We start from the raw sequence: 25913 nt of genomic DNA, 5'->3' as shown, positions 1-25913 counted from the left end.
GGAAGGCACGCCCCCTACTTCGTGTAGGTCACGCGGAGCTGAGGGGGATGACTCTGCCCGGCTCCTTGAGCGCGCCCATAGTAGTTCGGGTCCGAGTTGTTCGGGTCCAGCGCGATCCCGCGCCAGCTCGTACTGTCAAATACAGCGGTGATGTCCACCCACTTGCCGACATTCTTCCCCCAACTGATTGTCTGAGATTCACTATCGGAGCCGAAGATTGACGGCCGCGATGTGAACTTGTGCGCCTTGATGACAGCCTTTCCACCGCGGTTGTAATACCAGTGATCGAAGTAGAGGTAAACCTCCGCCTTTTGAATGACAGCACCTGACAGGTCGGTGCCGAGCGATGCGGGAAATCCAACAAGGCTCGCCTGCATGCCGTTGTTGGAGCTGTAATATCCCTGGAGGCACTGGTTTCCGTGGTAGGAGTTGTAGGCACCGCGATTGGCATAGCTGCCAGACCAGGAGGCCGCGTAGGTCTTGGTGTAGGTCTTCTTCGGCGGGGACGTTGTCCCGCCGCCCACGTTGTACACCCCGGTCTCCGGGATGTACGGCCCCACGTCTTCGACGTATATCACGCCCTGGTAGGTGGTACCGCCGAACAGGCGCACGGTCTGACCGGTAGGGCCGCCCTGGCAACGGAAGGTGGTCAGCAAACGGTGCAGGCCCTCCCCCAACACCGCGCCGGAGCGGATGGACTCCAGCCGGATTCGTTGATATCCGGCTGTGGCCAGGGGGTAGATCACAGACTGAATCTGAGGTGAGGAGATCGACGGTGTCTTCGCGCCACCATCCCGAAGGGCAACAACCAGTTCGCCACCGGCCACAGAAGGGTCGGCGTAGCAGTCCAAGACAACGCGGTACATGCGGCTGGTGTCGGCGTCGAAGGATAACTCGACGAATCCGTATTCGGTATTCCCTGCCGTGACGGCCCTTGCCTGGTAATCGACAGCGACCAGGCCGCGAGCGAAGCCCGCCAAATAAGTTTCGAACGGATCGCCACCGACGGTGAAATTGCCAGCTACGGCCAGATCAGCGACACCGGTATTGCCGTCCTGGTCGATGGTGGCGACCGCGATGCCGTCGTTGGTCAGCGTCACGTAGTTCGGTGTGCCGGTGGTCAGCGAGACTGCCTCGCCCCCGGATTCGTCATAAAGACGCAGTCCCTCCGGGGAGAGTTCGGCGCGGGCGCCACTGCCCGGGGTTGAGAGAACGGAGCGGCATTCGAGGTTGTCGAAATAGGCGCTGCCAGCGGTAACCGTGCTGCCGGTGCCGTCGACGCCGATCCGCACGTTGACCTGGGTGGAGGCGGCCGGGACTGTGATGACCTTGGAAATGCGCTGCCATGTGCCGTCGGTGACAGGGGTAGAGACGATGATTCCGTCCGAGCCGAGGCGCGTACCGGCCTCGTCGTAAAAGCCGAGGAACAGCTTCACGCTGGCCCCGGCGAAATCTGCGGTGGTCTTGTAGTCGGCGGCAATCCAGTAGCGGTCTCCGGGCAGCACAGGCGACGTGGCGTGCTGCACCCACCGGTACGCCCCAACAGCCGCGGTGATGCGCAACCGCTTGGCGGAGTTGTTGCCCCCGTCTTCGACAGCGAAGACCGCCGGGTCCTGGCCAGCTAAACCGGCTGCGACGACGCCGGTCTCGTAGGAGGCGTCTCCAACCAAATTGCCGTTGGTGCCGATCGCCAGCCGCGACGCCGAAAGTGAGCCCGCGGCGATGTTGCGGGCGGTCAACGTGTTGGTGGCGATCTCGTCCCCGGTCAGGGACAGAGCCTTTACCTCGCGGGCGGTGATGGATTTGGCGACCACCTTCTCACCGGTGACGGACTGTGCGGCCAGCTCCAGCGTGCCGATGGACTCGGCCAGGACCATACCCGCGCCGATGACGGTTCGGATCTCGGCATTGTCGAAGTCGGCCGTGCCGGCGGTGGCCTGGACGTCTTGCAGCCAGACCGTGGCGGCCACGGTCCCGGCGGGAGCTTGCACCTGCTGACTCACGCGCGCCCACACGGCGCCGGGGGTGGGCTTCGCAATGGCAGTGCCGTAGCCGAGCGCCACGCCTGCGGCATCCTGCCAGCGCAGGTAGAAACGGACCGAGTCCCCCACCCAGTCGGCGGAGACACGGTAGTCGAAGGCGAGGAAGAAGTGGTTGCCCGGGGAGACGGGCAACTCAGTGATGCGAAGACTGGGAGAAGCGGCCGTGGCGCTGGTGCCGTCGACCCGCAGAGCTTTGGGCGAGCCGTTGCCGTCGACAAGCGTCCACTGGCTGTTCGCGGAGACGAGCTGCTCGGTGAACGCTCCCTCGAACGACGGGTCCGGCATCAGGTTGCCTGTACCGATGGCGAGCTGGTTGTGGCCGACCGCACCGATTTGCAGCTTGGCACGGGACACGGCGCCCTCGGCGAGCGCGGTCTCGCCGACGATGCCGTCCAGGACCTCCTGGGCGACAACCGGCCCCGGGGTGACCGGGCCGCTCTGAACTGACGGAGGCGACGCCACGCCCGAGGAGCTGCGCGTCAGCAGGCGGACGTACAGCGCCTGCTCGCCGGGGATGGTCAGCGTGCCGCCGCGCGGGGATTCGAGTGTGCCACGCAGGGTGGCGGCTCCGGGTGTGAAGTTGTCGAAGCTAGCCGCGTGGACCTCGACGCGGGCGAAGTCCAGTGGCGCGGCGACGGCGTCAGCGAAGGTTCCCTCCCAGGCGGCGCCCACGGCACCTGGTATCGCGGTGACGGTGGGCTGGCTCGGGGTCGGAGGCGTCGGGCCGTTGACGACGTTGACTCCGGTGGTGCCGTCGGGCTGCTGGCCTATGACCGCGCGCAAGGACCCGTCGTCGTCGAAGACGTTGATCGCACCGTCCTCGATGGAGGAGTACGCGAGCTGGGCCGTGCGGCCGGTGCTGTCAAGGCGTCTCTCGACGGCGGCCAGGCGGGCGGCGAGGCTGGCGATCTGGTTGGTCATGCTCAGGCTCCGTAGGTGTAGCGGTCCGCCCGCGCCAGTTGGACGGTGACCTGCTCCGGCTCGTCGCCGGCCGGTGGCTTGAGAGTCCAGCCAGTGATGCGTGACCAGCCGTCGTACTGGGTCCACTCGTCATTCAGGCGTACACGGACGTCGTCGCCGATCTGGAAGGCTCCGATGCGGGCCGCCGGATGGTCACGGAGCACTATGCCGGTGACTTCGCCGATGACCGACCGGTTCACGCGCTCGGTGCGGGTGCGGGCGGCGAGCCGATCGTTGGCCTTCTCGGTAGGAACTTCGAGGACCTGCTCCAGGCGCAGGCGTCCGTTCCGGGCTGCGTCCACGACGCGGCGCCGAGAGCGGCCTTCGCCTGCGCCAAGGCCGATGACGACCTGGGCGTAGCTGTCGGCGTCGTATTCCACGGGGACCGTCGAGGTGACGTTGATGCCCGAAGTGAAGCTGATGTCCTGCCGACGCGTGCCCAGGCGGGGCCACCCGATCCGGATGCGCTGCGTCGGCGTGTCACCCGACCAGGCGACGGTCTCGGTCCACTCCGGTCCGCCAGCTACGGCCACCATGTCGTCCACGACCTTGCTGAGCGTCGGCGCCTCCCACCAGGGCGTGGAATAGGGCTCGGCAGGCGTGCCGACCTTGGCGTTGGACGTCGTCCCGTCGACCGCGACGCGGAGGTTCCCATCCGGCTGGGCTTGGCAGTACGCCCAAGCGTCCCGGATTACGCGGCAAGGGTCAGCGTTCACCCACGGTCCACGCCCGTCCAAGTTGCCGTGAAGGTCGATGCGCTTGGTGAGATACGAGCCGAATCCGCTGGCCTCGATCCGCAGCTTCTGGCCCTCTGGCTCCGCGCGCCAGATGATGCCGCCCCACAGAAGGGTGCGGTCGCGTTCGGCGAAGATCAGGGTCGTGCCCGGGTCGACCTGGGCAGGGGTGAGATTGGCCAACCTCGGCTCGATGACGCCGGTGAAGTTGCCCGGCCCGCACAGTTCCGAGCCGAACTCGACCTCGGTCAGCGGAAGGTCCCAGGCCAGCGTGTCGCCGGTGAGGGCGTGCGTGGTCAGGTAGCGGTACGCCATCGTCAGATGACGCCCTCGTTGAACTCCACGTCACAGACAATGCAGGTGGATCCGTCCACGCCGAGATTGCCGGTCTCTCTCTTGGACATGTAGGTCTGCACGTACAGCGTCTGGTTGGTGCCGCGCATGGCCGGCGTGATGCCGATGTTGTCGGCCAGGACGATGGTGGATCGTCGGGTGTTTTTGCCCTGGTCGTCGTCGATGACCGTGTTCTGGCCCTGCACGGTGCCGATGACCTGCTGCATCGAAGCGAAGACATCCGCGTCGGACATACGCAGGCCCGCGAAGGTCGTGACCGCCTTTAGGTTGACCGCCCAGGCGGGCACGGGGACGGTCCAGCGCGCAGCAGCGGGCCATGTGTGCCACTTGTTGTCCTGGTAGACGAGGGTCGACAAGCTGCCCGGAAACGCCGTGTAGAGGCGGCGTTCCCGACGCGGGTTGGCGATCTTCCGCAGGTCCTTGATCATCGCGTCCGTGATGGTTGCGGTGTTGGACGGGATGTCGAGGCGGGCCAGGGGAATGGCCGTCATCCCCGCTGGCACCGCCGTGGCGGTCGCCGACACGTTGGGGATCACCTGGAAGTAGCCGATGTCGTCCTTGGCCGGGTCGCGGTTTCCCTCGTACTCGGGGTCCTCGATGCGCTGGATCAGCAGGTCGGAACGGCCGGAGGCCCCGGTCGGCGCTACCGGCACGATGGCGTCGCCAACGTTGTACTGCGTGTACGACCCCTGCCCCCACGAAGCACCGCGTATGACGGAGGAACCGTCTCCGACTCGTACGCCGGAGCCCGGCGTGGAGAGCTGCCGGACCTTGAGGTCGTTGGCCTCGGTCACGCCCTGGCTACCGCGGGCGAGGTCTCTGACCATCATCCGGAAGGCGCGGGCGGGGTGTGTGCCGCCGTGAGTGAGCATGGGCGGCTGGACGAGCGTCACAGCAGGGTCCTCCTTCTTACAGGGCAGTCCACGCCGACCGCCACGAGACGGTCAGGCGGGTGGTGTTGGTGTAGTCGGTGGCCGTCCAGCGGATCTCACTGCGACCCGGCGGGATCTGGAAGAGGTCCAGGCGCGATGCGCCCGATAGGGCCGAGGCGGCGTTGCCGCTGCCGTTGCGCAGGACCCACCGCGTGCCGGGCCGGGTCTCGATGTCGATGCGCTCGCCGACCCCGAGAGTGACGTCGAGGTTCAGGACCCGCCCGGAGTCGACGTGCAGGATGCGCGGGTTGGTGACCGGTCCGGAGATCCGGATGGTCGGCCACGCACCGGTGGTGCCGTCGTTGATCACCCAGCCCGGTCTGGTCTCCGGGGTGGCGATGCCGGTGGTGATGGGGGCGACGATCGGGGCCGTGAAACCTTCGGTGGTGTTGGAGATGTCCAGAGGCAGCGTGACGCTGGACACCTCGTCGTCGTGCAGGCGCGGGTCGAGGGCGGTGAACTCCAGGTCCAGGGGTATCCAGCCGTGGATGGCCTGGGAGGTGGAAACCGCTTCGGCGCGTCGAATGCGGCCGAAGAGGACCTTCGTGCCACGTCCAGGCCAGCGCAGTCGTAGTTGTGCGAGCGCGCCGGCGGTGCGACGGATCGATGGGTTCGCAGCGACAGCCTCTATCTCGGCGAGCTTGTCCAGGGCGGCGGCCGGATCGCCCGCGGTCCGGATTCCCGCTTCGATCCGCACCGTGCGCGGCGCGTAGAGATCGACTCCGGGAAACGCGCCGTCGTCGACAGGGTTCAGGACGTCCTGCGTGCGCAGCTCGGCAGCCCCGAGTCCTTCGACGTCGGAGATGGACACGACCGTCTTGTGGCCGATGAGGACGCCGCCGAAGTCGATCTGCCATTCGCTGAGGGGGAGCATCAGATCCGCCCTCCACGCTGGGCGTTCCGCAGGCGGCGCATGATCTCCCTGGACAGCTCCTGCGGCGAGCTGTCGCGGCCTTGGACGGTGATCGGCATGTTCTCCACGAGGGCCTTCGGCTGTTGCTGGACGACAGTGACCTTGATGGCGGTCGGCGGCCGGGCGTCGACGAGCCGCAGGGAAGGTGGGGCGGCTCCGCTGGCCAGGCGCATTCCGAAGCGCGTGGCGACGTCGTTGAGGACGGACAGGGCGCTGCTGCGCTTGGCAGCGCCGAGCGGGATGAACGCCTCACCCTGTGTCTCCGGTTCGGCGAACTTGATCAGGCCGTCAGAGGTTGCGTAGAGACCGGGCGTGAGGATGCCACCGTTCGCGTACGACAAGCCCTTGTTCGCGCGGCTCAGGTCGGAGAAGAACTTGGCGCCCTTCGCCCCCAGCGCGCTTTTGAGTCGGGAGAGGCCCAAGTTGGCGATCTTGATGATGTGGTCTTCGTCGAGCCCTGTCGCGTCGGCCACCGCATGCAGGCCGGTCGTCTTGCTCTTGACCGCGCCGATGATCGCGACGAGGTCCGGCAGATCATCGCTGGGGACGGTTTTGCCGGCGCTGCGTGCGGCGTCGTTCGCCGCCTTCGCCTTCTTCTTGTCCTTCACGGCCTGAGCGGCGAGGTCGGCCGCGTCCTGGTCCCCCTGCTCGGCCAGGCGCTTGGCGAGGTCGCCGAAACCGCTGGCGGCGAGCTTTGCCAAGGCCTGCTCGAAGCCGGTCTGGTCCTTCACCGCTTGGCGGAGCCGCCCGGTGTACTCGCCGAGGCTCGCCTTGGACGCTTTGGCCAGTTCCCGCAGGTCCTTTGCCATCGACCGCACGTCGCGTGAGCTGCCGGTCGCCATCTTGTGGGTGAGCGAGACGCCCTCCTCGCCCATCTCCGCCAGAGCGTCGGCCACGTCCTGGCCAGCGCGGCGAGCCACTGTGTTGAGGTCGCGTCGCCATCGATTGGCCGTCGCTACCGAGGAGTGCAGCTTCTTCAAGAACAGGGCGAGGCTGAAGTGCCCCTTTTTATCCTGTGAATCGCTGGCAATTCCGGAGAGGGAGTACAGCGTCTGCGGCCGGTAGGTGAAGCCCGACAGGCCCCCGTCGGCGTGGTAACTGACCTCCCCGCCGAAGCGGCGGGCGACCTCTTCCAAGATCCGCTTGGACCTGGCCCGCTTGGCTCCAGCCAGCGGGATGTACGCCTCACCCTGTGTCTCTGGCTCGGCCCAAACCCGCCATGCGCCGGCGGGTGCGATCTGGGCCGTGTGCTCCTCGCGGCGGGAGCGCACGCCGCCATCGGCGTAGAAGTCGATCAGGCCGCCGTTCGCCTGTTTTTTTGGCGCCTGGATCCCGTCGGGGACGCCATTGCCGTCCTTGTCCCAAGAGCTGGGCTGGAACTTGGCGTAGAACGGAATGGTCACCGCGGCGGGCTTGGTCACGGTCACGGTGATCGTCTTCGTTCCGGGGATACGCCCCACAGACGCACCGATGAAGTCGAGCTGGGCCTGCACCGCTGCCATGTCACCGGACAGGAGTGCGGTGGTCAGGGCCGATGCCGCTGCCGTGCCCTTCTGCTGGGCCACGGCAACGATGAGGCTGAGCATCCCGGACCACTCGGAATTCGACTGAACCCCAGCCGCCTTGAACGCGCCCACGACCCCCGTCAGGTCGGGCGCCTTGATCGGCAGGTCCGCGCCGTACAGGGCGTTGAGCTGCGAGCGGATTTCCCCGATGTCCCCCTTGAGGAAGGACTGCGCCAGCGAAGTGGACGCCTCCTTGCCGAACCTGGCAGATACGTCCGCCAGGAGCCCCATGCCCTGTTCGAGCTGCGCGGCTGCGGCCTTGGGCAGCTTCTTCGCCGCCGTCTCCATGTCGGCCACGGTCATGTCCCGCATGACGCGGGCGAGCTTTTTGGGGTCATTGGTGGCTGCCGCGTCCGCCCAGGCTTCGGCTACCTTCTTGCCGTACTTCGCTGAAATCGCGGGTAACTGCCCCAGGCCGGCGCGGAAAGCGGGAGTCGAGCGGGCGGACGACTCCCGGATGATCGATTCCAGCTCGTCGGCGACCTTGCCCTTGCCCTTCTTGAGCTGCTTGACCAGCTCGTCGAGGATGGGCGCGGAGTCAGGGCCGAGGTCGGAGAAATGGTCCGCCAGACCGAGGCGACCGGCGGCGGCCAGATCGCCCAGGTTCTTCTGGAACTCGCGCTGTGCCTTGAGCTGCTTGCGCAGCTCCGCGACGTAGTCCGATAGGGATGCCTTCGACGCGTCGGCCGACCGGCCCGCTTTCCGGTTGGCCTCGGCCACCTTGTCCTGCGCGGCCTTCCACGCCCTCGCCGGGTCGACGATCGAGCCGAGAGACTTGGCCATCGCCTCCATTTGCTCGGTGAACTGCGGCTTCCCGTTCTTGTCCGTCGGCAGGGACTGCGTGAGATCCCAAGCGCCGCGCATCTCGCGCCGGTTGTTCTTGATCTTGTTGTTGACGATCGCCATGCTCGCGGCAAGCTGGCTCTCCTGCTTGACCGCGTTGCTCCAGATCTTGTGCTGCTTGTCCAGGACCTCCTTGGCAGCGTCCCACTCCGGCTCGGGCGCATACGAGCCGATCTTCCAGGTCGACGCCTTCTGCAAATGCAGCTTGTCCTTGAGCTTCTTGAGCTTCGCGCCGCCTGACGTGATCGCGTCGATGGCGGTCGCCACGTCGATCCCTGCGTCCTTCAGCTTCTTGACGTCGTCGCTGTTCGTGAGCTGTTCCGTCAGGGTCCGCAGTCCAGCCCCTTGCTCTCCCTCCTCCCTTTCCTTGCGCAGGGCGTCGGCCAGTTCCTCGGTCGCGGCCTTCGCCTTCTGTTTGCTGGCCGAGTAGGCGGCGTACACCCCGATGCCGATCGCCATCAGGGCCGTCAACCCGGCCACGGCGATGCCCGCTCCGCTGAGAACCGCAGGGAGGGCGGATCCCCCGGCTCGTGCCGCCGCGAGGTTGGTCCGGAACACGGTGAGCTGGGCGCCGAACCGCAGGAAGGCAGCCTTGGCGAGCAGCGCCGCAGCCGAGAGCGCCAGCACAGCGCCCGTGATCGACTTCACTGGACCCGGTAGGTCGTTGATGGCCCCGGCCAGGACATTCAGGTACTCCCCGACACCTTGCAGGGCGGGCAGCAGAACGCGCGCCATGTCGATGCCAAGGGCCTGGGCTTGGTTCTGAAACAGACTCCACTGGCCCGCAGTGGTGTCCATCTGGATCGCGTACGCCTTCTGCGTCGCGCCGGCGCGCTCGACCTCCTGGCTGATGCCCTGGTAGGTCGCGGCGTAGTTCTCGCCGTCGGCGGCCGAGAGTGCCAGAGCGGCACGGACCGCTCGGATGTCGCGCAGGAGGGGAACCAACTGGTCCGCGCTGCCGCCGGTGGCGTTGCGGACTTTCTGCATGACAACGTACAGGCCGTCCTGCTGGAGGGCGGCGGCGGCCGACTCGTACCCGAAGCCTCTGATCATGTTCGACAGCTCTTGGGTGGGCTTCATCATGCGCGTCAGCAGCATGTTGAGCGCAGTGACGCCCTCGGCTGCCGGGATGCCCGAGAGCGTGACCGCTGCAAGCGCCGAGCTGATGTCCTCGAACTTCACACCCGCCGCGGCGGCCATCGGAACGACGTCGCCGAGCTGCTGTGCCAGCTCGGTGAACGACACAACGCCGTAGTTGACGGTCTGGAACATGACGTCCATGACGTCGCTGGCCTGTGAGGCGTCCATCCCGTATGCCTTGAGGACGCCGAGCAGGGCTCGGGCGGACGTCTCGGTCGTCGTAAGGCCAGCGGCGGCGCCGCGGGCAGCCACCCGGAGGATCGTCATCGCATCGGCGCCGTCGAAGCCGGTCGAGACGACCTGGTACAGGCCCTCGGCGAGCTGGTCGGCGGACTGCGGGAGCTGGGTGCTCAGCTCGACGATCTGGTCCGTAAAGTGGCTGATGTTGGTGCTGTTGATCTTCTTCGAGATTGTCATGACGTTCGCCATGCGCTTCTCAAGCTCAATGGCGCTGCGCACGCCCATGACGAACGCGCCGCCGATCGCGACGCCCAGAACAGTGAACCCGGTGGCCATCGCCCGACGGGTCCGATCCGATCGCGCCGCGAGCGCGTTGAGGTCGCCGTCGAGGCGGCGGACCTGGCCGCCGAACGCGGTTACCTGGCCCGCCGCTGTTCGCAGACCTCCCACCAGGCCAGTCACGCCGGCCTGGACCTGGACGTAGAGGGTGTAGGCCCCAGCCACTGGCTAAGCCTTCTTTCTGGGCCGAAGCCCCACCTTCACCCCACGCCCCTCCGGACCCTCCGGGACCTGTTCCTGCTCCATGGCGATCAGCTCGCAGCCGACACACCGGTGTGTCTCTGTGACGTACGCGAAGCGGTCGCCACCCGCCTGCTCGTCCCACTCCTCCGGCCTGGTTCCGCACGACTCGCACACCGTTCGCGAGAGGCTGAGGTACGCGATGGCCTTCGCACGGTCGAGCGCCGACCACCGCCCGTCTCCCGCGCCGGTGAACTGCGAATGAGGGATGCCGTACGAGGCACAGACCTCCATCTCCGCTCGGAAGCCCGGGTCGGAGGTCAGCCTTTTCCCAGATCCGCCCTCAGCGTCTGGTTGACCAGCAGCGCACAGGTGAACAGGGCCTTGGCCTCGGAGTCAGGCCACGCGTCAAGAAGTTCCTGCGCTTCCTGCTCGCTCATCCCGGGAACTTCGCCACCGGACTCGTCCCGCTCGATGTGGCATGCGGCGATGAGAGCTGCCGGATAGGTCTCGACGTTGTACTCCATGCCCTGATCGGCCTGGGCCTCTGTCGGCGGATGATCGCGCAGGAGCTGTTCCCAGGCCGGACGCGGAAGGGCTCGGAAGGTCAGGACGATCGTCGCGTCCTCCAGGACCTGTTCGGCGGCGTCCAGTCGCAGTTGCGCGGCGACGACTTCCGGCTGGCTGACTGTCCATTCCTCGCGGTCGGCTTCCGAGACGCCCTGCTCGATGGACTGGCCGCGGGCGACTGTGCGCGCCTTGGCGAGCTCCAGGGCGGCATCGGTGGCGTTCTTCTTCGCTTCGTCGTCGTCACACAGCCGCAGACTGCGCTCGGGGAGCTGGCGGGCCTTGAGTCGCGCCATCTTCGCCGACCAGTGGGCGTCACGGGCGACGGCGGCGGCCGGGGGTTCGGATATCGCTGTGGTGGTCATGCGGCAGCCACGGCTCAGACGGTCTTCGCCGGCACGGCGGCGTCGAGGGCCGGTTCGTCGGTGATGCCGAACGTGACCTTGAACTTGGCGGGCTCGCTCGCGGTGCTGTACGAGGGGCTGCGGCTGCCGACGCGGACGGGGAAGACGTCCATCGACTTCGACTGAGGTACGTCGCCCTTGCGCAGGATAACGATGAAGCCGATGACGCCCTTGGACAGTAGGGTCTCGATCTCGTCGCTGACCTTGTCCTCGTAAAACGTCAGCGAGCTGTTGTCCGCCTTGTCCTCGCCCGGAATCGTAGTGGCGAACGTCGACCCCATGTCCGGGGTGTCGATCGGGGTGTTCTCCAGCGACCAGCCTTCGACGTCGGAGATGGTGTCCGACAGGTTGGTGGCGTTGCTGGGACCGAGTTCGGCGCGAGTGGGGATGTTGCCGTCGGAGGTGATCTTCTGCAGGAAGTAGAAGAGGGTGGTGCCTCGGCGCATGAAACGCTGCTGCGTGGTTGCCACGCGACTCTCACTCTCCGGGGACGCTGACGGCCCGGGAATACGGCAGGCACGTCCCCAACGGATCAAGCTGGGAGTCGGCCCGTACCGAGTGGTCGGGCGTCCGCGATAGGCCTCCGCGGTGAGGTGAGGTGCGGCAGTTAGCCGAGGCTGGTGACCTCGATCGCGAACCGCTGAACGTAACTGTATACGCCGCTGGCCACAGTCACGCCTTCTTCTTTGTCCAGCTCACGGGACATGACCACGTAGCCGGTAGCGTTGATCGGGTAGGTGTAGCCGAGTGTGGTGCGGGCCAGCATCCCTGCCCGGACCTTGTCTGCCATCCACTCAGCCTGCTCGGTCGTGCTGGCAACTGACGTGATCTGGTAGACGATCCGCGCATCTGCGCTCGCATCGCCGAAGGGTGGTCCGTCGCTGGTGGAGCCGACCGGATAGAGTACGCTGTACGGCGTCGCGGCGCCGGTCGGCAAGCTGCTGGCGGTTGGCGCCGTGCCGTACCCGCAGGATCGGCCGGTCGCAGTACCGAGCATCGCCTGAACGGCAAGACTGAGCACTCGTCCCGATACGGCCATCAGTCACCCACCGCCGCTCCGACGGCTGCCAGGAACGCGGGACGGATGTGCTCAACGGCTGGGCCGACGTGGGGAAACGGCGGCTGGTTGTAGATCCGTCCGAGGCTGTCGGCTCCGACGAAGCCGTACTCCAGGCGCCTGCTCTGCGGCTTGTTGGTGCCGACGATCGCCTCTATATTCAGGCCGCTCGTGTTGAGCTCGTGGGTCCACGACCGCCGGTAGTCACCCGTCGGCGCGTTCGGTCCCGGCCGGCCGCTCGCATTGGCCTTGATGGCCGTCTCCAGGAGCATGGCGTAGTGCTGGACGACACTGGCCACCGCAGGGAGCACGGCTGCCGCGCGGGAATTCAACAGAGCCGCGATCTGCGGCGCGTTGCTGTACGCCCCCGCCGACGGGTGCGCGTTCGGGTGTGGGTTCCGTGGAGATGCCATCAGCTCGCCTCCTTGGCTTGGTCGAACTCCCCCCGCGCCCACTCCTGGAGCTGCGCCAGTACGGCCCTGGTGAAGCCGTGCGGACCGCCGCCCATGTCCGGCCTTGCCAGGGCCTCCTTCTCCAGCAGTCCTGGGTCGATCGCTGAAAGGAAGTGGGCGGCTGCCGGCCCCGGCTCGTACGGGATGCCGACCGCGACCCTGGCGTAGCCGTCAAAGTCAGGGCTCGTCCTGCCCTGCGCGAACTGGACTACCAAATCCGCGGCCTCCCCCGCTTGTTGGTGGATGGTGTAGCCGGAGACGACTCGCGAGTAGTCGATTCCGGCTATCTGTATCGAAGCCTTGCTGCCGTCCGCCGTGACCCTGATCTGCTGAATGTCGGCGGGCGGAGTGTCCGTGATCTCCATGTACCGAGCGTAGGACGGTTCGCGGACACTCCACTTGCCTCAGGACGGCGGCGTGATCTCGTCCAACCGCGTCACCCGGACCAGTTCCACGGTCGACGCCTCGGCCGGGTCAAGGACCTGCCAGACACGACCGCCGGTTGCGGCACTGCCCGAATGCGCGACCGTCACTTCTACCCGGTCGTACCGCGCAGGCACCGGCGCCCCGAGCGGTGTCAGCAGCCGGTACCAGGACACGGTGTCGTCGAGCCACTGCTTGCCGATGATCCCCTCGGCGGTCACCTGCCCGTGTCCGGACAGCATCGCGCCAGGCCCCTCGTAGACCAGATCGGCAGGTACCTCGCCAAGGAGGCCGGTTGAGAGGTCGAGCGTCGGCGTGCCGGTGGGCCGGGTGACTCGCACGGTATCGAGCAAGAGTTTGGCCTCCAGCTCCTGCCGCACTTCCTCCGGATCGATCGCTGTCGTCACTTCACGCTCCGGTGGTCTGGGTGTTCTGGTCCACCCAGGTGGTACGGACGATGCTCAGCGTTGATGTCTCCCCGATGTCGATCACGCGCCACGTCCGGCCGATAGCTGACTTGTCTTCGGCTTCCACGATGGCAACGGTGTCTTCGCGCGAGGCGACCGGCGCCGACAGCGGCGTCAGCAGACGGTACCGAGACGGCGTGTCATCTACGTACGCCTGACCTGCGATGTGCAGGACGACGGACGGCCCGCCCGTTGGAAAGATCGCGCCCGGGCCCTCGTAGACGGTGACGGGCGGTCCAGGTTCGTACTGCCCCGTGTCCGGGTTGAACACCGGCTTGCCGGGCCGGTAGATGCGGATCTTGTTGGTGAGGATCTTCTTCTCGACGATCGCGCTGACGGCCCCCAGAGTCAGCCCTTCAGTAGGCGCGCTCATGCGTTCGAGAGTAGCCGCGAGTAACGACAGGCCGGATTCCGCGCGCTCGGCTCACCTCGGCGTCACGGCGTTCAGGGAGCGAGTGATTACGGCTTCAGCGGCGTCGAGCGCGGCTGAGAGTGCGCCGGCCAAGTCATCAGCGATGATTCCTGTCCCCAGGCCGCAGGACAGGAGCATGTCACGGCATTCCTGAGCCTGATTGTCTGAAACGAGGGCAGTGAACAGCGCGTGCGCCAGGACTTCGCGGGCAGCGTACCCGTCGAGCGTTTCCCTGGTCCGTAGGAACAGGTTTTCGACGAGTTGGTGGGCTGCGGGATGTCGGGCGCCGACCGCGTCCAAGACTGTGAGCCCGAGGCGGATGTCGAAGACGGTACGGCCTGGTTGAGCCTCCTGGTTGAAGTAGGTGCTCACCAGTTCGTCTGCGTCGTCGCCGAGGTTCTGGCCGGTGTCGCGGCGGCACAGCGCGGTCAGGCACGCGGTGACGGCCTGTTCCCACGCATCGCCGGGCGCCGTCCCCGTGAGCAGTTCCACGGCGCGTTCGGTGTGGCCTTCGGTGAGGGCCGCGACCACGGCGACCTGGCGGCCGTCGAGCATCCGTGTGCCCACGCCGCGGTGCCGCTCGATATGGGACAGGGCTTCGCGCCAACGGCCCTGAGCGGTGAGGCTACGCGTGCCGTCCGCGAGCACCACACGCCACAGCCAGGCGTGAACCTCCCGCCGGTCCTCGTCTGTGCAAGTGAGGTCCGCTGGCACAGTGATGCCCTCGAAGACCGCGGTGTGGCCCGTTCCGACGGCTTCGTACAGGTCCAGAAGCCGTTGGCGGCCGTCGTCGTTGTGGCCGGCGCGGATCTGCAAGCGCGCCAGGTTGACCAGGGGTTCCAGCCCACGGATGGCGCTCATGGCGGGCAGCGGGCCCGCCCGGAGGTACGCCTCGGCGTGCCGGTGGCACATGGACCGGGCGAGGTCAGGCAGGCCGGTGTCAGAGGCGACAAGCGCGGCCTGGTTGAAGACGGCGGAGGCAACACCCTGATCATCTTGGTTTGTTGCCTTGACGGCGAGTTCGGCCAGGGACCGCACGCGGGCAGGCAGCGGCGAGCAGGCGGGCCGGAATCGGGCGACGAGCGGAAAGCGCCTTGCTATCGGGCCGTGCGGGTCCATGTGTCCCCCTGGTGCGACGGTACCCGGATGAGGGAGGGCGAGAGGGTGCAGTTCGGCCGTGCGATGGGCACCACCTTCTTCACAGCCGAGCTTGAGTCACCGCCAGTCGACGACGATGCGGTTCAGCGGAGTGTCGAGGGCGAACAGGCCGGGCACCTGCTCGATGGCCGGGGCGTCGAGGGGCTGGATCTCGAACGTGGCTTCACGATCGCGGTACTCACGGTCCCAGGTGCGAATGGCGTCCACGACCCGCGCGGCGAGCTCGTCGCCGCCGGGACCGTGGCCGATGACGCCGAACTCCCACAGCTTGCCGCCCTCGGGGGTCTTCTTCTCCGACACGCGGCGGGCGAGGTAGGTGACGGCGCCCTTGTCGACAGCCGCGGTCGAGGAGGGGTAGGGGTCCTCCGTGAGCAGCGTGCCCTTGGCGTCGGCGGGGAACAGCATCCGGATCAGGCCGCTGGGCACAGAGCAGGAGACGAACAGCTCCATCCACTCGGGCGACTCCATGGCGCGAACCGTCATGCCGGTCCACTTCTCGGTACGCGGCTGGTCCAGCACTCCAGCCAGGGCCTGGGCGTCGATGGGCTGCCCGGCAGGGGCCTGGAGCCGTACGGTGCCGTCCGTGCTGAGAGGGATGACGCGGCGGTCGTCGTCGGCGATGCCGCGCCGTAGCGGCATGAAGGTGTTCATTTTGCTGCTGACGCTGGTCCAGCGGCCGTCGCGCTGTTCGTAGGCGATGGAGCGGGAGACGCTGCCCTTGAGGCGCTGGGGAACCACGAGGCGTCCACCGGGTACGAGCTGCTGCATCCAGGCGTGCGGGACGCCATGCGCGCCGACGGTGGCGATGATCCGGTCGTACGGAGCACCGTCGGCGTGACCGACCGCTCCGTCGCGGATCAGGGCCTCGACGTTGGTGAATCCGGCGGCAGCCAGGTGCGCACGGGCGCCTTCCACAAGGTCGTCGTCCACGTCGATGGTGGTGACATGGCCCGTCTCGCCGACGAGGTGAGCGAGCAGCGCCGCGTTGTAGCCCGTGCCGGCACCGAGTTCGAGGATGCGTTCGCCGGGCTGAGCGTCCAACTGATCCAGCATGAGCGCGACGACTCCGGGCTGGGAGGCGCAGGAGATCGACGTGCCGTCGGTGTCGTATTTTACGTTGACCGGCGTGTTGGCGTACGCGTCTTCGAGCGTTGCGTCGGGCACGAACAGGTGGCGGGGCACGGTGCGCAGCGCGGTCTCGACCGCGGCGGTGCGGGCGTAGCCGGATTCGCGGATCTTGTCGACCAGGGCGTTGCGGAGCTGTGCTGCGTCGGCCTCGGAGTTGGCGAGCGTGTCGGTATTCACCGCCCTGACGCTAGTGGTTTCGGGCGTCCCCTCGGCGGACGACGCGGTGTTGTCACTGGATCCCATGACTGCCTTTCGTGCGATGTTGAACAGGGCGCTTTGGTCATCCGAGCGGAGACCTGCGCGGTTTGCGTGGAAGATCAGGTGGTGGGTGACGATGGCGCGCACGCCGCGCGTGAGGCCGCCCCGGGCAGCCAGGTCGGCGAGTGTCGCACCGGCCCGCTCGAAGGCGGCCACCCACTCATCGTGACCGTCAAACGGACCGCCCGGACGGCACAGGCTGCGGCTGTCGACGGTCATCAACCGCTTCACCGCCTGGCCCAGGGCGGTGGCCCGATCGGGAGCCAGTTCCTGCGGCGCCGGTCGGAGTTCGGCGGCCTTGGCCCACACGTCGCCCTGCTCGAACCAGTCCAGACGGGCAGCCCGCATCAGTGCGCTGATCAGAAGGACGGCGGTCTCCCGTCTGCCCAGTCGTCCGGGTCCAGGCCGGTAGGTGAGCAGGTGGCGACTGTCCTGGTGGAACAGCTCGTGGGCGGCGTCCATGTTCTCCGGCCCCCCGAACGCCGTGGTCTCCGGCTCGTAGATGCCAGGAACCCACGCCCGGACCGCTCCGTCGTCGACAAGATCGCTCAGCACGGACTCGATGAGCGGGGACGGCGCAGCAGAGCGGTATCGCAGCGGCCAAGGCTGCTTGTTCATAAACCACCAGGCGGTGAGCTGCCCGTCTTTCTCGGCTTCGAGCAGGGCAGGGCCGAGGCAGTCGGCTATGGCCCGCTTACCGGTGGCGCGGTCGGCGAAGGTGACATTGTGCTGGTACCAGCGGTCCGGGGACATGGCGAGTCCTTCGGTCGGTGGGTCAGGCGATGACGAGGCAGGTGTCCCAGGCGGATCGGGGCGGGGCGTCGGCGGCAGGGGCCAGAAGCGCCAGCGCCATACCAGCGGCGCCGTTCAGGAACCCGGGCCCTGCCGCCCTGGCCTGGACAACCGCCTCCGCCTTGTCCTTTGGAACAGTGCCCGGCGGGCAGACCGCAGCCAGGAGCGAGGGGATCACCGCGCGAAGCTGTCCGGCAGTGGAGGCGTGCGCACCCTCGGCGGTCCGGGCCGCGATGTGGGCCAGACCGGCGAAGCCGTGGCACAATCCGCTGTCCGTGGTCGCCTTGAGCTGCCCGCGATCCGTAAGAGCGGACACGAGCGCGTTCTCCGCGTCGAGCTGGCGTTCGGTGTCGCCGAAGGCGAGGGCGGCAAGCTGCCGGGCACGGGCCAGGCCGGCCGTTCCGTAGCACCACGACGGTCGCCGGCGCGGGGACGGATCAGGGCGGCCGGAGCGCAGCTCGTCTCGCGTGACCCAGTAAGGCCACGCCCCACCTCGGCCAGTCTTCTCCTTCCACCGGTCGAGCCAGGTCAGGATGGTGTAGGCGGCCTCGCGATGACCGTCAACGGTGACACCGCGTCGGGCAGCGAGGGCCAACAGCGCGAGCACACCACCGATGCCGTGCGCCATTCCGTTGTTGGCGTGGCCGCCCGGAAAGCGGTCGTCCAGTCGGCCGGATGGTCCGCTCGGCGTCCACCATCCCGGGCAAGCTCCGCCGTCGCAGGTCACCGGCTCGGCGAGACGTACGCAGTAGCTGAGGATGGCGCGGAGGTCGGCACCGGTCGTATCGCGGCGCAGGAAGTAGGCGCCGTAGCCCACCAGCCCCCGGATGGCGTCGAACTCCGCCAGCTCTGGAAGGCGCCCCGTGTCGATGCGACGGTGCGCGGCCTCCAGGCGGCGGCGAACGTCGGCGCTCATCCGCTGGTTCAGAGAGTCCCGGGCTCGCTCGTAGGCGCCGGTCAGGTGGTCGGCGGCACAGGCCACGGCGTGTGCGAGGGCAGGTGCGCCGTAGAAGGGGTGGCTGTCGGGGCCACTGGTGAACGGCTGCCGAGCGGCTGCGGCGAGCCAGTCGTGGGCCCGCTGCCACGGCCCCAGACCGGCGGCGGCCCGCTCGATGTGCAGCAGGGCAATGCCGGTCGGCCCGTACGCGAGGTGCTGGCGGTGCAGAGACGCATCACCTGGTCCCGTGGGTGCGGTAGCTGGGTCGGCCAGGAGGTCGGCGACGGCATCCACCGTCTTGAGCGCGAGGGGGTGGGTCATTGCGCCCTCCTGGACATCCAGGCCAGGGCGGCGGCGCGGGTGAGGTAGAGGCAGATCTCTTCCTCGGTGAAGTCGACCGCGATGTGCCGTACGAAGTGGACGTGCAGGAGCGAGGAGAGGACGTCGTCCAGGCGGATGCCCCGGGTGTCCGGACCAGGGAGATGCGGCCGGTAGGCGGCGAGCGCCGCGTCGCGGTCGGCCCATGCCTCCGCGATGGCCTGCCCACCGGGCACGCCGCGGAGGGCTGCCCAGTCGCCGGACGGGTCGGCCAGCCGTACGGCCTCGGTGAACTGCGGGCGTGGCACCGTCGTGGGCGCGGCTGGCGGGATGTGTTCGATCAGCCAGTGCATCCCCTCCTCGACGCTGCCGAGGAACGCCGTGGCGATGGCGATCGTGTGGGCCGCCACCAGTGCGCGCTGGGACGGGCGATTCGACTGTGAGAGTTGGGCGACGATGGCACGCGAGTCCGAGCGGAACACCTCCTCGGCCGCGTCCCAGGCAGCCCCCGAACCCCAACGCCCCATTTCGCGATAGGAGGTGGAAAAGCGCATGTCCGACAGCAAGCCGGCGGTGCGCAGTTCATTGGCCCAGATGCCGACCGTGCGGGCTGTCGCGGCGAAGGCATCGGGGTCAGGCAAGGCGATCCGCACCCGCACATGCTGATCCGGGTCGCGGAACCGGATGAACCACCACGGTGGGCCGCCAAGCCGATCAAGCAGGACCGGGAGGTGCTGCGCGAGCAGGGTGTCTTGACGGCGCGGATCGCCGTACAGGGTGGTCAGCAGCAGGGACGAGGCTCCGGGCGTTTGGATCTGCTCCGGGGAGAAGGTGCGGGCCGGTGTGGGGGTCGGCAGCGCGGGCCACCCCGGCGGTCGCGTCGCCTTGAGCGGCAGGACGACCTCATGCGCACGGCCGTTGGACCAGCCGTACGCATCGGCGGCTGGGGCTTCCACGAAGACGGCCAGGCCGACGCGGTTGAGGTGCTGGCGCAGCAGGTTGCGGTGTCCGGCCTGGTCAAGTTCGAGGTGCAGACGCCGGTCGTCCTCAGCCAGCACGACCCGCAGCGGCATCCGCCGTCGGGTCCGCCATTCCTCAAGGGCGGAATCCCACTGGTCTTGAGGGCGGTCGTGGCGGGGCAGCTCGGCCGCGTCCAGCCGCCACCGTGCGGGGGCGAGCACCGTGCGGCCGTAGTGAAGCCGGGGCAGGAAGGGCATCGCGTTTGCGGCACCCCAGTTGAAGAGGGTGACCTGCGCGCACTGGGCGCGGGACAGCTCGGCGAGGAATCGGACGAGCGGCGGAGTGTGTGTGGTGAGGTTCAGCGCGTGCATCCCCACGGCCTCGACGCGAAGACCCAGCTCTGGTGCCGCCAGATACATGCGGCGCCCGTCGCACGCCACCGCCAGGTCGCCGGGCGTCAGGACGTCGCTGCCGGTGTCGCGGTACTCCTGGATGCTGATCACCGTGGGCAGCACTTGTGGAGCCCGCGTGACGTGGGCGCTCGTGGACAGCAGAGGCGGGAACGACAACTGCGCGGGAATGGTGCCAGCGTCAGCGGTCGGCAGGTCGGCCAGCTCCGGTGACAGCCGCTCGCGGTCCTCGGGAGCCAGGACCCCGAGGAAGCGGCCGATGGTGACCCCAACTCCACGGGACACGTTCGCAATCTCCAGGAGGAAGCGACCGCGGTGCAGCTCCTCGATGCTGGCCGCGTGCACCCGGACACCGACCTCCAGGTGCGGCGGCACCCTCGGGCACTCCGGCCCCACGTCCATCGCGGAGATCAGGTCGTCGGTGAGCGCCACCTCGTCGCGGCCGTCGAGAACAGCGGCCTGAGCAAGCCGCACTAAGGTGTCGTCCCGTACGGAGAGGCGAGAGCGGCCCTCAGTAATCCGGGTGCCCGGGTACCCGTCGGGAAAGCCGGTACCGCTGTCGGCGAGGACTTCGCCGAGCGGCACCATGGTGCCGATGCCGTACCGCTCGTAGAACCGCCGCTGGTACGCCTTCCAAGCCGCTGTCCCGTACGGGTGGGCGCTCACCCGGGTCAGGACACTGGCGGCACGCTCGATCTCCTGCGCAATCGCTTGGGGCAACTCAACCTGAGCGTCCAGGCAGAGATCCAGTGCCAGAGGGTGCCGCTTCAAGTCTGGGACCACAGCCCGCATCCGCGCTGCGGCGCGGGCCCGGCCGCTGCGGGAACCACAACTGGTGAGGTCGAGCTGAACGGCATGCAGTTCGCGCACCGTATCAGCGACCGGCGCCACGCTGTCAGCACTCACCGCGTCGAGCTGGCTCAGCAGATAGCGCAGTGCGTCGGTCTCCGTACTCGGTGCACACAGGTTCGTGATCAGCCCCTCGTGCTGAACGAGTTCTCGTACGAGCCGTTGCGCCTTTGCAGAATCTGCTGCGGGGAACTCAGCAGCAAGATTTTCCGCGAGAACACCCGCGGGGACCGGCGCCCGTGCTGCTTCCAGGGCTGTCTGCACCGGCCCGGTCAGGGCCACCGATACTTCGATCGCATGCCGGCGGTCTCCCTCGGAAGCGGACTTGTACGGCACGATGAGCCGGCCATCGCGTGTCGCGGTGGCGTTGTTGACGACCACCAAGAGCCGTTCCATCAGCTCGGGGCATGACTCCAGCCGTTCGACCACAGCAGTCAACCACTCCCCACTCGCCCGGCCGACAACCGTGTGCTCCGAACCCCACACAGCGCGCGTCCTGGGCCCGATGGCGGCCGATGCGACGCCGGCGAACAGGCCGAACGGCGTCGCCCGGTGTTCGGCACGCAGCACGTACCGCGCTACCGAGGCGACGGCACGCCGCACGTCTCGCGCGACCGGGGAACTGGACGAGCACAGGGCTCTCACCTGCGAAGCGAGAGCAGGGCTGGCGTGCTCCAGAGCCTCGGCAAGGTCCTCCTCGGTCCAGACCTCGCGCAGCCAGGCGAGCCGGGCAGCCGCACCGCGCGGGGACGAGTCGTCAAGGTCGGGACACGGGGGTACAGGAAGTTCCGGCCGAGCGACGGCGCGCAGGAGTGCGGTCTTCCCAGCGCGATACACGGTGCTTGGAGCCATCACGATCTCCGTGGTCCAGGCGGGCCGGTGCCTTCGCACGGTGAGTCGCGAAGGCACCGGCCTAGATGACGTGCGGCTCAGGTCAGGCCACGTTGGTGGTGCAGGCGCCGCAGGTCTCGCCACAGCCGTCGTCCGTCAGGCTGATCAGACCGGCGGTGTCGGAGACCTCGACCAGGCTGACGTCCAGGTCGAAACCGTCCGACGTCGTGCCCAAGCCTTGGGGCTTCTCCTGCGTGGCGTGTGTCTTCTGGAAACTCATGCGAACCCCCTTGGTGCTAACAGAATTGCGGACGATGGGTCTGCCGGACATCTACGTACGGAGCGTATGAAGTCCATGCCGCTGCAGAAGTGATACCCGGCTCCGCCCGGGGTGCCATGCCCTTCACGTGGACCGTGCAGGGCCGCCTGTCCCAGGTCGGAGTCTTGTGCCGCCCCAGCGGTCGGGTTCGTACCCACCGATTCGCCGAGGCGGCCGTCTATAGGCGGGCTGTCGCGATCTCCCGTTCGAGGTCGACAACCGTTACCCCACGCAGCTCGCGTACGAGCTGCGAGGCGAGGAACCAGGGTCTCAGCAGATGGTCCTTGTAGGGCAGCGGGGTGTCTCTCGCCTCCTCGCTCACCTGCACGGGCACCGGCCGCAAATCGGTCCCTGTGGTGTACAGGATGCCGATTACCCCGTACAGGCGCGGCACGCGTGCCCGCAACGCGACGGCTCCGGCCCTCAACAAGTGATGGCACTGCTCGACAGCGATCACGGCGCAGCCGAGGCAAAGGGGCGGCTGCCAGGTAAGGACTCCCTCCGGCCAGTCCCGCCCCGTTACCTTCGGCCTCGTCGAGAGGAACAAGTAGCCGCTGGCGGTGCGGCTGGCCGGCTGGACGATGCAGACCTGGCACCGTAGGCCCTGCATCGTCTCGCGCTGCCGGGACGGATGCACCATTCCCCATCGCGGCGAGCCGACCGGCCAGCCATCCTCGCGGGACTGTGAGCACCGAGCCCAAAGGACCCCCTGGTCATCCCGGTCCCCAGGGCCCTCGTCCAGATAGCACAACCCTCCGCCGCCGGGGCGAAAGCCGAGCATGGCCGTGATCTCCGCCTCCTCGCCGCGGCGAGCAGTGATGTACGGGACGGCGGCGGACCAAGACGGGGAAGTGTTCATGCTGCTGCTCCCACCACGTTCGAGAGTGGGCGGTGCGGCGCGACGATCCTGCCGTCCGGCAGCAACTCGCCGGTGTCCTCGAAGATCAAGACACCGTTGCACAGCAGCGTCCATCCCTGCTCGGGATGATGTGCTGCGGCGCGAGCGGCCTCGCGGTCAGAAGCTTCTGCTGGCGGACACGGAGGCTGGTGCTGGCACATGTCATTCCTCATCGACAGCCCCTCCCCCACCGGCTCATCTCGGGGGACCAGGACGAGCGGGCGGAGAGGGAGACAGGTACCCTCGCTGGCGGCTGCACGGTGAAACGGCGGCTCCGGGCAGTCGGAGCCGGTGGAGTTCCCGAAGAAGCGCAGACGTTCGGGGTTGCCGACCGGTTGGTCCGGGGCCCGGTCTCCCCATTCGACAAGCCAGCTCTCGCCGTACGCCACCCTGGACAGGCTGACGCGGGGCAGGGGAGCCCCGGCCGGCCGAGGAGTGCGGTGCGTACGACCAGCGCAGCCGTCATCGGGCCCGCGTCGATCCGTCCGCCACGTCTGCACCCGCTCACAGGGACAGCGAGGGAAGGCGCCCGGAAGATGCACACGGCAACGCTGTCGAGCAGGAGGTTCGGGTCGCGCAGGAGGGCGGTCACGAGTTCGGAATCGTAGGCTTCGCGAGCGGGCAGTACCTTGATCGCCAGCGGAGAGCGGGCGCGGTCGTGCTGCTCAGGAGCAGCCACTCGACGGCTCACGGCATGTCCTCCAGCAGCTCATCGAGCAAATCCGAGACGGCCAAGGCAAGGCGCCGAAGGTGAGCGAGAGCCGGAAGGAACTCGGGTGGGAATCGCTCGAATAAGAGACGGTGGGACGCAGCGACCGTCGCGGGACGCACGCCGCTGTTCGGGTGCCGGGACGCGCGGACAGCACGTCGGTAGAGCGCGTGGAGACGCGGGGTGAGACTGGCGACCTCCGAGGCCGTCAAGGCGGCGCCCTCACCGAGGATGCGCTCGAGGTCATCGAAGATGACGTCTACGACGGGGATCTCCGGCGACTCCAGCAGGAACCGCGCTCTCAGAGCGGCAAGAAGCCGCGCCTTTGTCTGATCGTCGTTTTGCGCTTCTCCTCCGTGGTTCAGAGGGACGGCGCCCGGATCGCGCTCAAGCACGCTGCTCCGCATTCGCTTCTCCGCTCCTGCTCAAGGGGATTGAGGGTGCACCAGGTCCTTGTGCCGTCCGAACTGACGCCCCATGACGAGGCGATGGCGTCCACGAGGAAGAGACCACGGCCGCTGAGCGAGTCGGTGCCGGCGTCGCGAAGCTGGGGACGCACCGATGAGCCGTCGTCCACTTCCATGAGCAGCAGCCCCGCGCCGATCACCAGCCGGAAGGTGATATGCCGACCGCTGCCATGCCGGAAGCCGTTCGTGACGAGTTCGCTGATCAGTAGCTGTACGTCATCAACCAGGGCCGACAGGCCCCAGACAGTGAGCTTGGCCCTGCCGATCCGGCGAACCCGCCCGACCCAAACCGCTGTCGTGCTCGGCACGTCTCCGTCAGCCGTCAGGTACTCCCTATCGAGGGTCAGCGAGAGGTAGTCGAGGACGGTGGGTATGGCGTTCGTAGCGCAGCCGGTGCGCAGCTCCTCAAGGATCTCCGGATCCAGTGCAGCGACAGCCATGCCCCACTCCTTCGCAGCTCAGAAGGGCAAGACGCAAGGATTCCGTACGATCGGTTGATCAGATCCCTTGCTACGCTGCCCGCGTTCGTCCTGGCTCAACTACCGTGGCCCGTAAGCGGGTTCATTTGCAACCGCATCTGCACTGAAAATTCAGCGGAGACGATATTGGACTATGCGTGAACCTGCACAAGGGGCTGTCAGACCCGAGCATGAGGTGCAACACTCTGCACACGGCACCTCAAGGTCGGCACACGAACACAGGGAGCGCGCACAGGTGGCAGCGAAGCGGGGGGCGACAGGTAGGCGCCTCGAACTGGGACTGCAGTTAAGAGGCATCCGCGAGAACATCCTCGTCAACGGCAAGCCGATGACCCGCAAGGTAGCGGTGCAGGGGTCCAGGCTCTCCGAGGCCGCACTCCAGCGCATCGAGACCGGGGGCCTCAACTTCCGCAACGTCGGTGATCTCAGGAAGCTGCTGGCCAAGTACGGAGTGGAAGACGAGGAGACCGTCGAGTCCTTCGTCGAGATGAACCGCGACGCGACCAGTCAGGACTGGGTGACGCGCTACCGGGGCCAGGTGCTGCCCGCGATGCAGGGGTTCGTGGGAATCGAGGCAGAGGCTCAGGAGATTCGGATCTACCACCCGCAGGTGGTGCACGGGCTGCTACAGACCAAGGCGTACGCGGAGGCGATCTTCGAGATCGAGAAGCCCATCGAAGAGACGAAGACAGAGTTCAATCAGGCCAACGTGGCACTGCGGATGGAACGCAAGCAGCGGGTCTTGGAGCGCGAGCCCGACCCGGTCAAGCTGTGGGTCATCCTCGGCGAGGCAGGACTGCGCTATCTCATCGGGGGCCCGGACGTCATGCGCGAGCAGTACGAAGAAATCACGCGGTTGTGCTCACTCGAACATGTCAAAATCCAGGTGCTGCCCATCGACGCTCAGGGGTATAGGGCCAGCAGCGACTTGGCCATCCTCGACCTGGGTGACGGACTGCCGCCGATGGTGCAGGTGGACAACGCTTGGGGTGCGGTCTCCACATCGGACAAGCCCAAGGAGGTGGCACGGTTCACCCGTAGGTTCAACGAGATGATCGCCACGGCGCTTCCGCCCAGGGAGACGCCCGAATTCATGCAACGACTAGCACGAGAGTTGTAGAGCCATCAACACTCACATCCCAGCCCTTGAGCTGGCACCGGAAGATGCCTGGTACAAGTCGTCGTACAGCGGCGGCTCCGGAAATAGCTGTGTCGAGATCGCCGATGTGATCGCCGCCCGCGGGGTGGTCGGTGTTCGCGACTCCAAGGACCCGAGCGGCCCGGCCTTGCAGTTCAGCCCGGCCGGGTGGTCATCGTTCGTGGGGCTGGTGCGTTCGGGCGAGGCCGACTTCGGCACCGTCTGACGTCGTACGAACTGCCCTTGCAAGCAGGCCGATGGCCCTCCTCTGGCGATTAGGGGAGGGTCATCGGTATTC

23 protein-coding genes are annotated in these 25913 nt (G+C 67.5%); 2 read left to right on the top strand and 21 right to left on the bottom strand.

Features of this window, described 5'->3' with window-relative positions:
• Positions 1 to 14: 14 nt before the first annotated feature.
• From KGS77_RS25105 to KGS77_RS25005, 21 genes are all read right to left on the bottom strand, one after another.
• Positions 15 to 2963: a hypothetical protein gene (locus tag KGS77_RS25105; protein ID WP_242585224.1), complete on the bottom strand. Its 2949-nt coding sequence runs from the start codon at positions 2961 to 2963 to the stop codon at positions 15 to 17.
• Positions 2964 to 2965: 2 nt separating this feature from the next.
• Positions 2966 to 4051 carry a hypothetical protein gene (locus KGS77_RS25100; protein WP_242585223.1) on the bottom strand — a complete coding sequence of 362 codons (1086 nt, stop codon included), beginning with the start codon at positions 4049 to 4051 and terminating at the stop codon, positions 2966 to 2968.
• Between the two features lie 2 nt (positions 4052 to 4053).
• A complete protein-coding gene (locus tag KGS77_RS25095; RefSeq protein ID WP_242585222.1) occupies positions 4054 to 4983 on the bottom strand; it encodes a hypothetical protein in 930 nt (309 codons plus the stop codon).
• A gap of 16 nt (positions 4984 to 4999) precedes the next feature.
• A complete protein-coding gene (locus tag KGS77_RS25090; protein ID WP_242585221.1) occupies positions 5000 to 5896 on the bottom strand; it encodes a phage tail domain-containing protein in 897 nt (298 codons plus the stop codon).
• The gene (locus tag KGS77_RS25085; RefSeq protein WP_242585220.1) at positions 5896 to 10167 is read right to left on the bottom strand and encodes a phage tail tape measure protein; all 4272 of its coding nucleotides are present in this window, start codon (positions 10165 to 10167) and stop codon (positions 5896 to 5898) included. The genes KGS77_RS25090 and KGS77_RS25085 overlap by 1 nt, the downstream gene beginning before the upstream one ends.
• A 335-nt stretch (positions 10168 to 10502) precedes the next feature.
• A complete protein-coding gene (locus KGS77_RS25080; RefSeq protein ID WP_242585219.1) occupies positions 10503 to 11114 on the bottom strand; it encodes a hypothetical protein in 612 nt (203 codons plus the stop codon).
• Between the two features lie 14 nt (positions 11115 to 11128).
• Positions 11129 to 11623, bottom strand: a complete 495-nt coding sequence (locus KGS77_RS25075; RefSeq protein ID WP_242585218.1) for a hypothetical protein — start codon at positions 11621 to 11623, stop codon at positions 11129 to 11131.
• 137 nt (positions 11624 to 11760) lie between these two features.
• On the bottom strand, positions 11761 to 12192 hold the full coding sequence (locus KGS77_RS25070; RefSeq protein ID WP_242585217.1) for a hypothetical protein: 432 nt from the start codon (positions 12190 to 12192) through the stop codon (positions 11761 to 11763).
• Complete coding sequence (locus KGS77_RS25065; RefSeq protein ID WP_242585216.1) at positions 12192 to 12623, bottom strand: HK97 gp10 family phage protein; 432 nt, start codon at positions 12621 to 12623, stop codon at positions 12192 to 12194. Before KGS77_RS25065 ends, KGS77_RS25070 begins: the two co-directional genes overlap by 1 nt.
• On the bottom strand, positions 12623 to 13027 hold the full coding sequence (locus KGS77_RS25060; protein WP_242585215.1) for a hypothetical protein: 405 nt from the start codon (positions 13025 to 13027) through the stop codon (positions 12623 to 12625). Before KGS77_RS25060 ends, KGS77_RS25065 begins: the two co-directional genes overlap by 1 nt.
• Positions 13028 to 13066: 39 nt before the next feature.
• The gene (locus tag KGS77_RS25055; protein ID WP_242585214.1) at positions 13067 to 13492 is read right to left on the bottom strand and encodes a DUF6093 family protein; all 426 of its coding nucleotides are present in this window, start codon (positions 13490 to 13492) and stop codon (positions 13067 to 13069) included.
• A 1-nt stretch (position 13493) separates the two neighbouring features.
• Positions 13494 to 13925, bottom strand: a complete 432-nt coding sequence (locus KGS77_RS25050) for a DUF6093 family protein (RefSeq protein WP_242585213.1) — start codon at positions 13923 to 13925, stop codon at positions 13494 to 13496.
• A gap of 51 nt (positions 13926 to 13976) precedes the next feature.
• On the bottom strand, positions 13977 to 15083 hold the full coding sequence (locus KGS77_RS25045; RefSeq protein ID WP_242585212.1) for a hypothetical protein: 1107 nt from the start codon (positions 15081 to 15083) through the stop codon (positions 13977 to 13979).
• Between the two features lie 96 nt (positions 15084 to 15179).
• Positions 15180 to 17261, bottom strand: coding sequence for a methyltransferase, FxLD system (fxlM, locus tag KGS77_RS25040; protein WP_242585211.1), 2082 nt, complete (start codon positions 17259 to 17261; stop codon positions 15180 to 15182).
• A gap of 22 nt (positions 17262 to 17283) precedes the next feature.
• A complete protein-coding gene (locus KGS77_RS25035; protein WP_242585210.1) occupies positions 17284 to 18558 on the bottom strand; it encodes a lanthionine synthetase C family protein in 1275 nt (424 codons plus the stop codon).
• Positions 18555 to 21626, bottom strand: coding sequence for a lantibiotic dehydratase (locus KGS77_RS25030; RefSeq protein WP_242587677.1), 3072 nt, complete (start codon positions 21624 to 21626; stop codon positions 18555 to 18557). The genes KGS77_RS25035 and KGS77_RS25030 overlap by 4 nt, the downstream gene beginning before the upstream one ends.
• An 82-nt stretch (positions 21627 to 21708) precedes the next feature.
• A complete protein-coding gene (locus KGS77_RS25025; RefSeq protein ID WP_242585209.1) occupies positions 21709 to 21885 on the bottom strand; it encodes an FxLD family lanthipeptide in 177 nt (58 codons plus the stop codon).
• A gap of 217 nt (positions 21886 to 22102) precedes the next feature.
• The gene (locus KGS77_RS25020; protein WP_242585208.1) at positions 22103 to 22258 is read right to left on the bottom strand and encodes a hypothetical protein; all 156 of its coding nucleotides are present in this window, start codon (positions 22256 to 22258) and stop codon (positions 22103 to 22105) included.
• Positions 22259 to 22779: 521 nt separating this feature from the next.
• Positions 22780 to 22983: a DUF5999 family protein gene (locus KGS77_RS25015; protein WP_242587676.1), complete on the bottom strand. Its 204-nt coding sequence runs from the start codon at positions 22981 to 22983 to the stop codon at positions 22780 to 22782.
• A gap of 526 nt (positions 22984 to 23509) precedes the next feature.
• Positions 23510 to 23938 (bottom strand): DUF6415 family natural product biosynthesis protein, encoded by a 429-nt coding sequence (locus KGS77_RS25010; RefSeq protein WP_242585207.1) that lies wholly within the window; start codon positions 23936 to 23938, stop codon positions 23510 to 23512.
• Positions 23893 to 24438, bottom strand: a complete 546-nt coding sequence (locus tag KGS77_RS25005; protein WP_242585206.1) for an ATP-binding protein — start codon at positions 24436 to 24438, stop codon at positions 23893 to 23895. Before KGS77_RS25005 ends, KGS77_RS25010 begins: the two co-directional genes overlap by 46 nt.
• A gap of 274 nt (positions 24439 to 24712) precedes the next feature.
• Between KGS77_RS25005 and KGS77_RS25000 the strand changes: the two genes are divergently transcribed.
• Together KGS77_RS25000 and KGS77_RS24995 are read left to right on the top strand one after the other, a co-directional pair.
• Entirely contained in the window at positions 24713 to 25597 is an 885-nt protein-coding gene (locus KGS77_RS25000; protein WP_242585205.1) for a helix-turn-helix transcriptional regulator, read from the top strand.
• Positions 25598 to 25601: 4 nt separating this feature from the next.
• On the top strand, positions 25602 to 25841 hold the full coding sequence (locus KGS77_RS24995) for a DUF397 domain-containing protein (protein WP_347404591.1): 240 nt from the start codon (positions 25602 to 25604) through the stop codon (positions 25839 to 25841).
• Positions 25842 to 25913: the final 72 nt, after the last annotated feature.

Origin of the sequence: Streptomyces sp. MST-110588, from assembly GCF_022695595.1 — a bacterium.
Lineage (GTDB): Bacteria > Actinomycetota > Actinomycetes > Streptomycetales > Streptomycetaceae > Streptomyces.
The sequence above is the reverse complement of the archived record's forward strand: the minus strand, read 5'-3'. Positions and strand labels throughout refer to the sequence as shown.

What these genes read in the sequence shown, in the direction of transcription:
- KGS77_RS25105 (WP_242585224.1), bottom strand. Translation starts at nt 2,963, where the DNA reads ATGACCAACCAGATCGCCAGCCTCGCCGCCCGCCTGGCCGCCGTCGAG.
- KGS77_RS25100 (WP_242585223.1), bottom strand. Translation starts at nt 4,051, where the DNA reads ATGGCGTACCGCTACCTGACCACGCACGCCCTCACCGGCGACACGCTG.
- KGS77_RS25090 (WP_242585221.1), bottom strand. Translation starts at nt 5,896, where the DNA reads ATGCTCCCCCTCAGCGAATGGCAGATCGACTTCGGCGGCGTCCTCATC.
- KGS77_RS25080 (WP_242585219.1), bottom strand. Translation starts at nt 11,114, where the DNA reads ATGACCACCACAGCGATATCCGAACCCCCGGCCGCCGCCGTCGCCCGT.
- KGS77_RS25070 (WP_242585217.1), bottom strand. Translation starts at nt 12,192, where the DNA reads ATGGCCGTATCGGGACGAGTGCTCAGTCTTGCCGTTCAGGCGATGCTC.
- KGS77_RS25065 (WP_242585216.1), bottom strand. Translation starts at nt 12,623, where the DNA reads ATGGCATCTCCACGGAACCCACACCCGAACGCGCACCCGTCGGCGGGG.
- KGS77_RS25060 (WP_242585215.1), bottom strand. Translation starts at nt 13,027, where the DNA reads ATGGAGATCACGGACACTCCGCCCGCCGACATTCAGCAGATCAGGGTC.
- KGS77_RS25050 (WP_242585213.1), bottom strand. Translation starts at nt 13,925, where the DNA reads ATGAGCGCGCCTACTGAAGGGCTGACTCTGGGGGCCGTCAGCGCGATC.
- KGS77_RS25045 (WP_242585212.1), bottom strand. Translation starts at nt 15,083, where the DNA reads ATGGACCCGCACGGCCCGATAGCAAGGCGCTTTCCGCTCGTCGCCCGA.
- fxlM (WP_242585211.1), bottom strand. Translation starts at nt 17,261, where the DNA reads ATGTCCCCGGACCGCTGGTACCAGCACAATGTCACCTTCGCCGACCGC.
- KGS77_RS25035 (WP_242585210.1), bottom strand. Translation starts at nt 18,558, where the DNA reads ATGACCCACCCCCTCGCGCTCAAGACGGTGGATGCCGTCGCCGACCTC.
- KGS77_RS25030 (WP_242587677.1), bottom strand. Translation starts at nt 21,626, where the DNA reads ATGGCTCCAAGCACCGTGTATCGCGCTGGGAAGACCGCACTCCTGCGC.
- KGS77_RS25025 (WP_242585209.1), bottom strand. Translation starts at nt 21,885, where the DNA reads ATGAGTTTCCAGAAGACACACGCCACGCAGGAGAAGCCCCAAGGCTTG.
- KGS77_RS25015 (WP_242587676.1), bottom strand. Translation starts at nt 22,983, where the DNA reads ATGTGCCAGCACCAGCCTCCGTGTCCGCCAGCAGAAGCTTCTGACCGC.
- KGS77_RS25010 (WP_242585207.1), bottom strand. Translation starts at nt 23,938, where the DNA reads ATGCGGAGCAGCGTGCTTGAGCGCGATCCGGGCGCCGTCCCTCTGAAC.
- KGS77_RS25005 (WP_242585206.1), bottom strand. Translation starts at nt 24,438, where the DNA reads ATGGCTGTCGCTGCACTGGATCCGGAGATCCTTGAGGAGCTGCGCACC.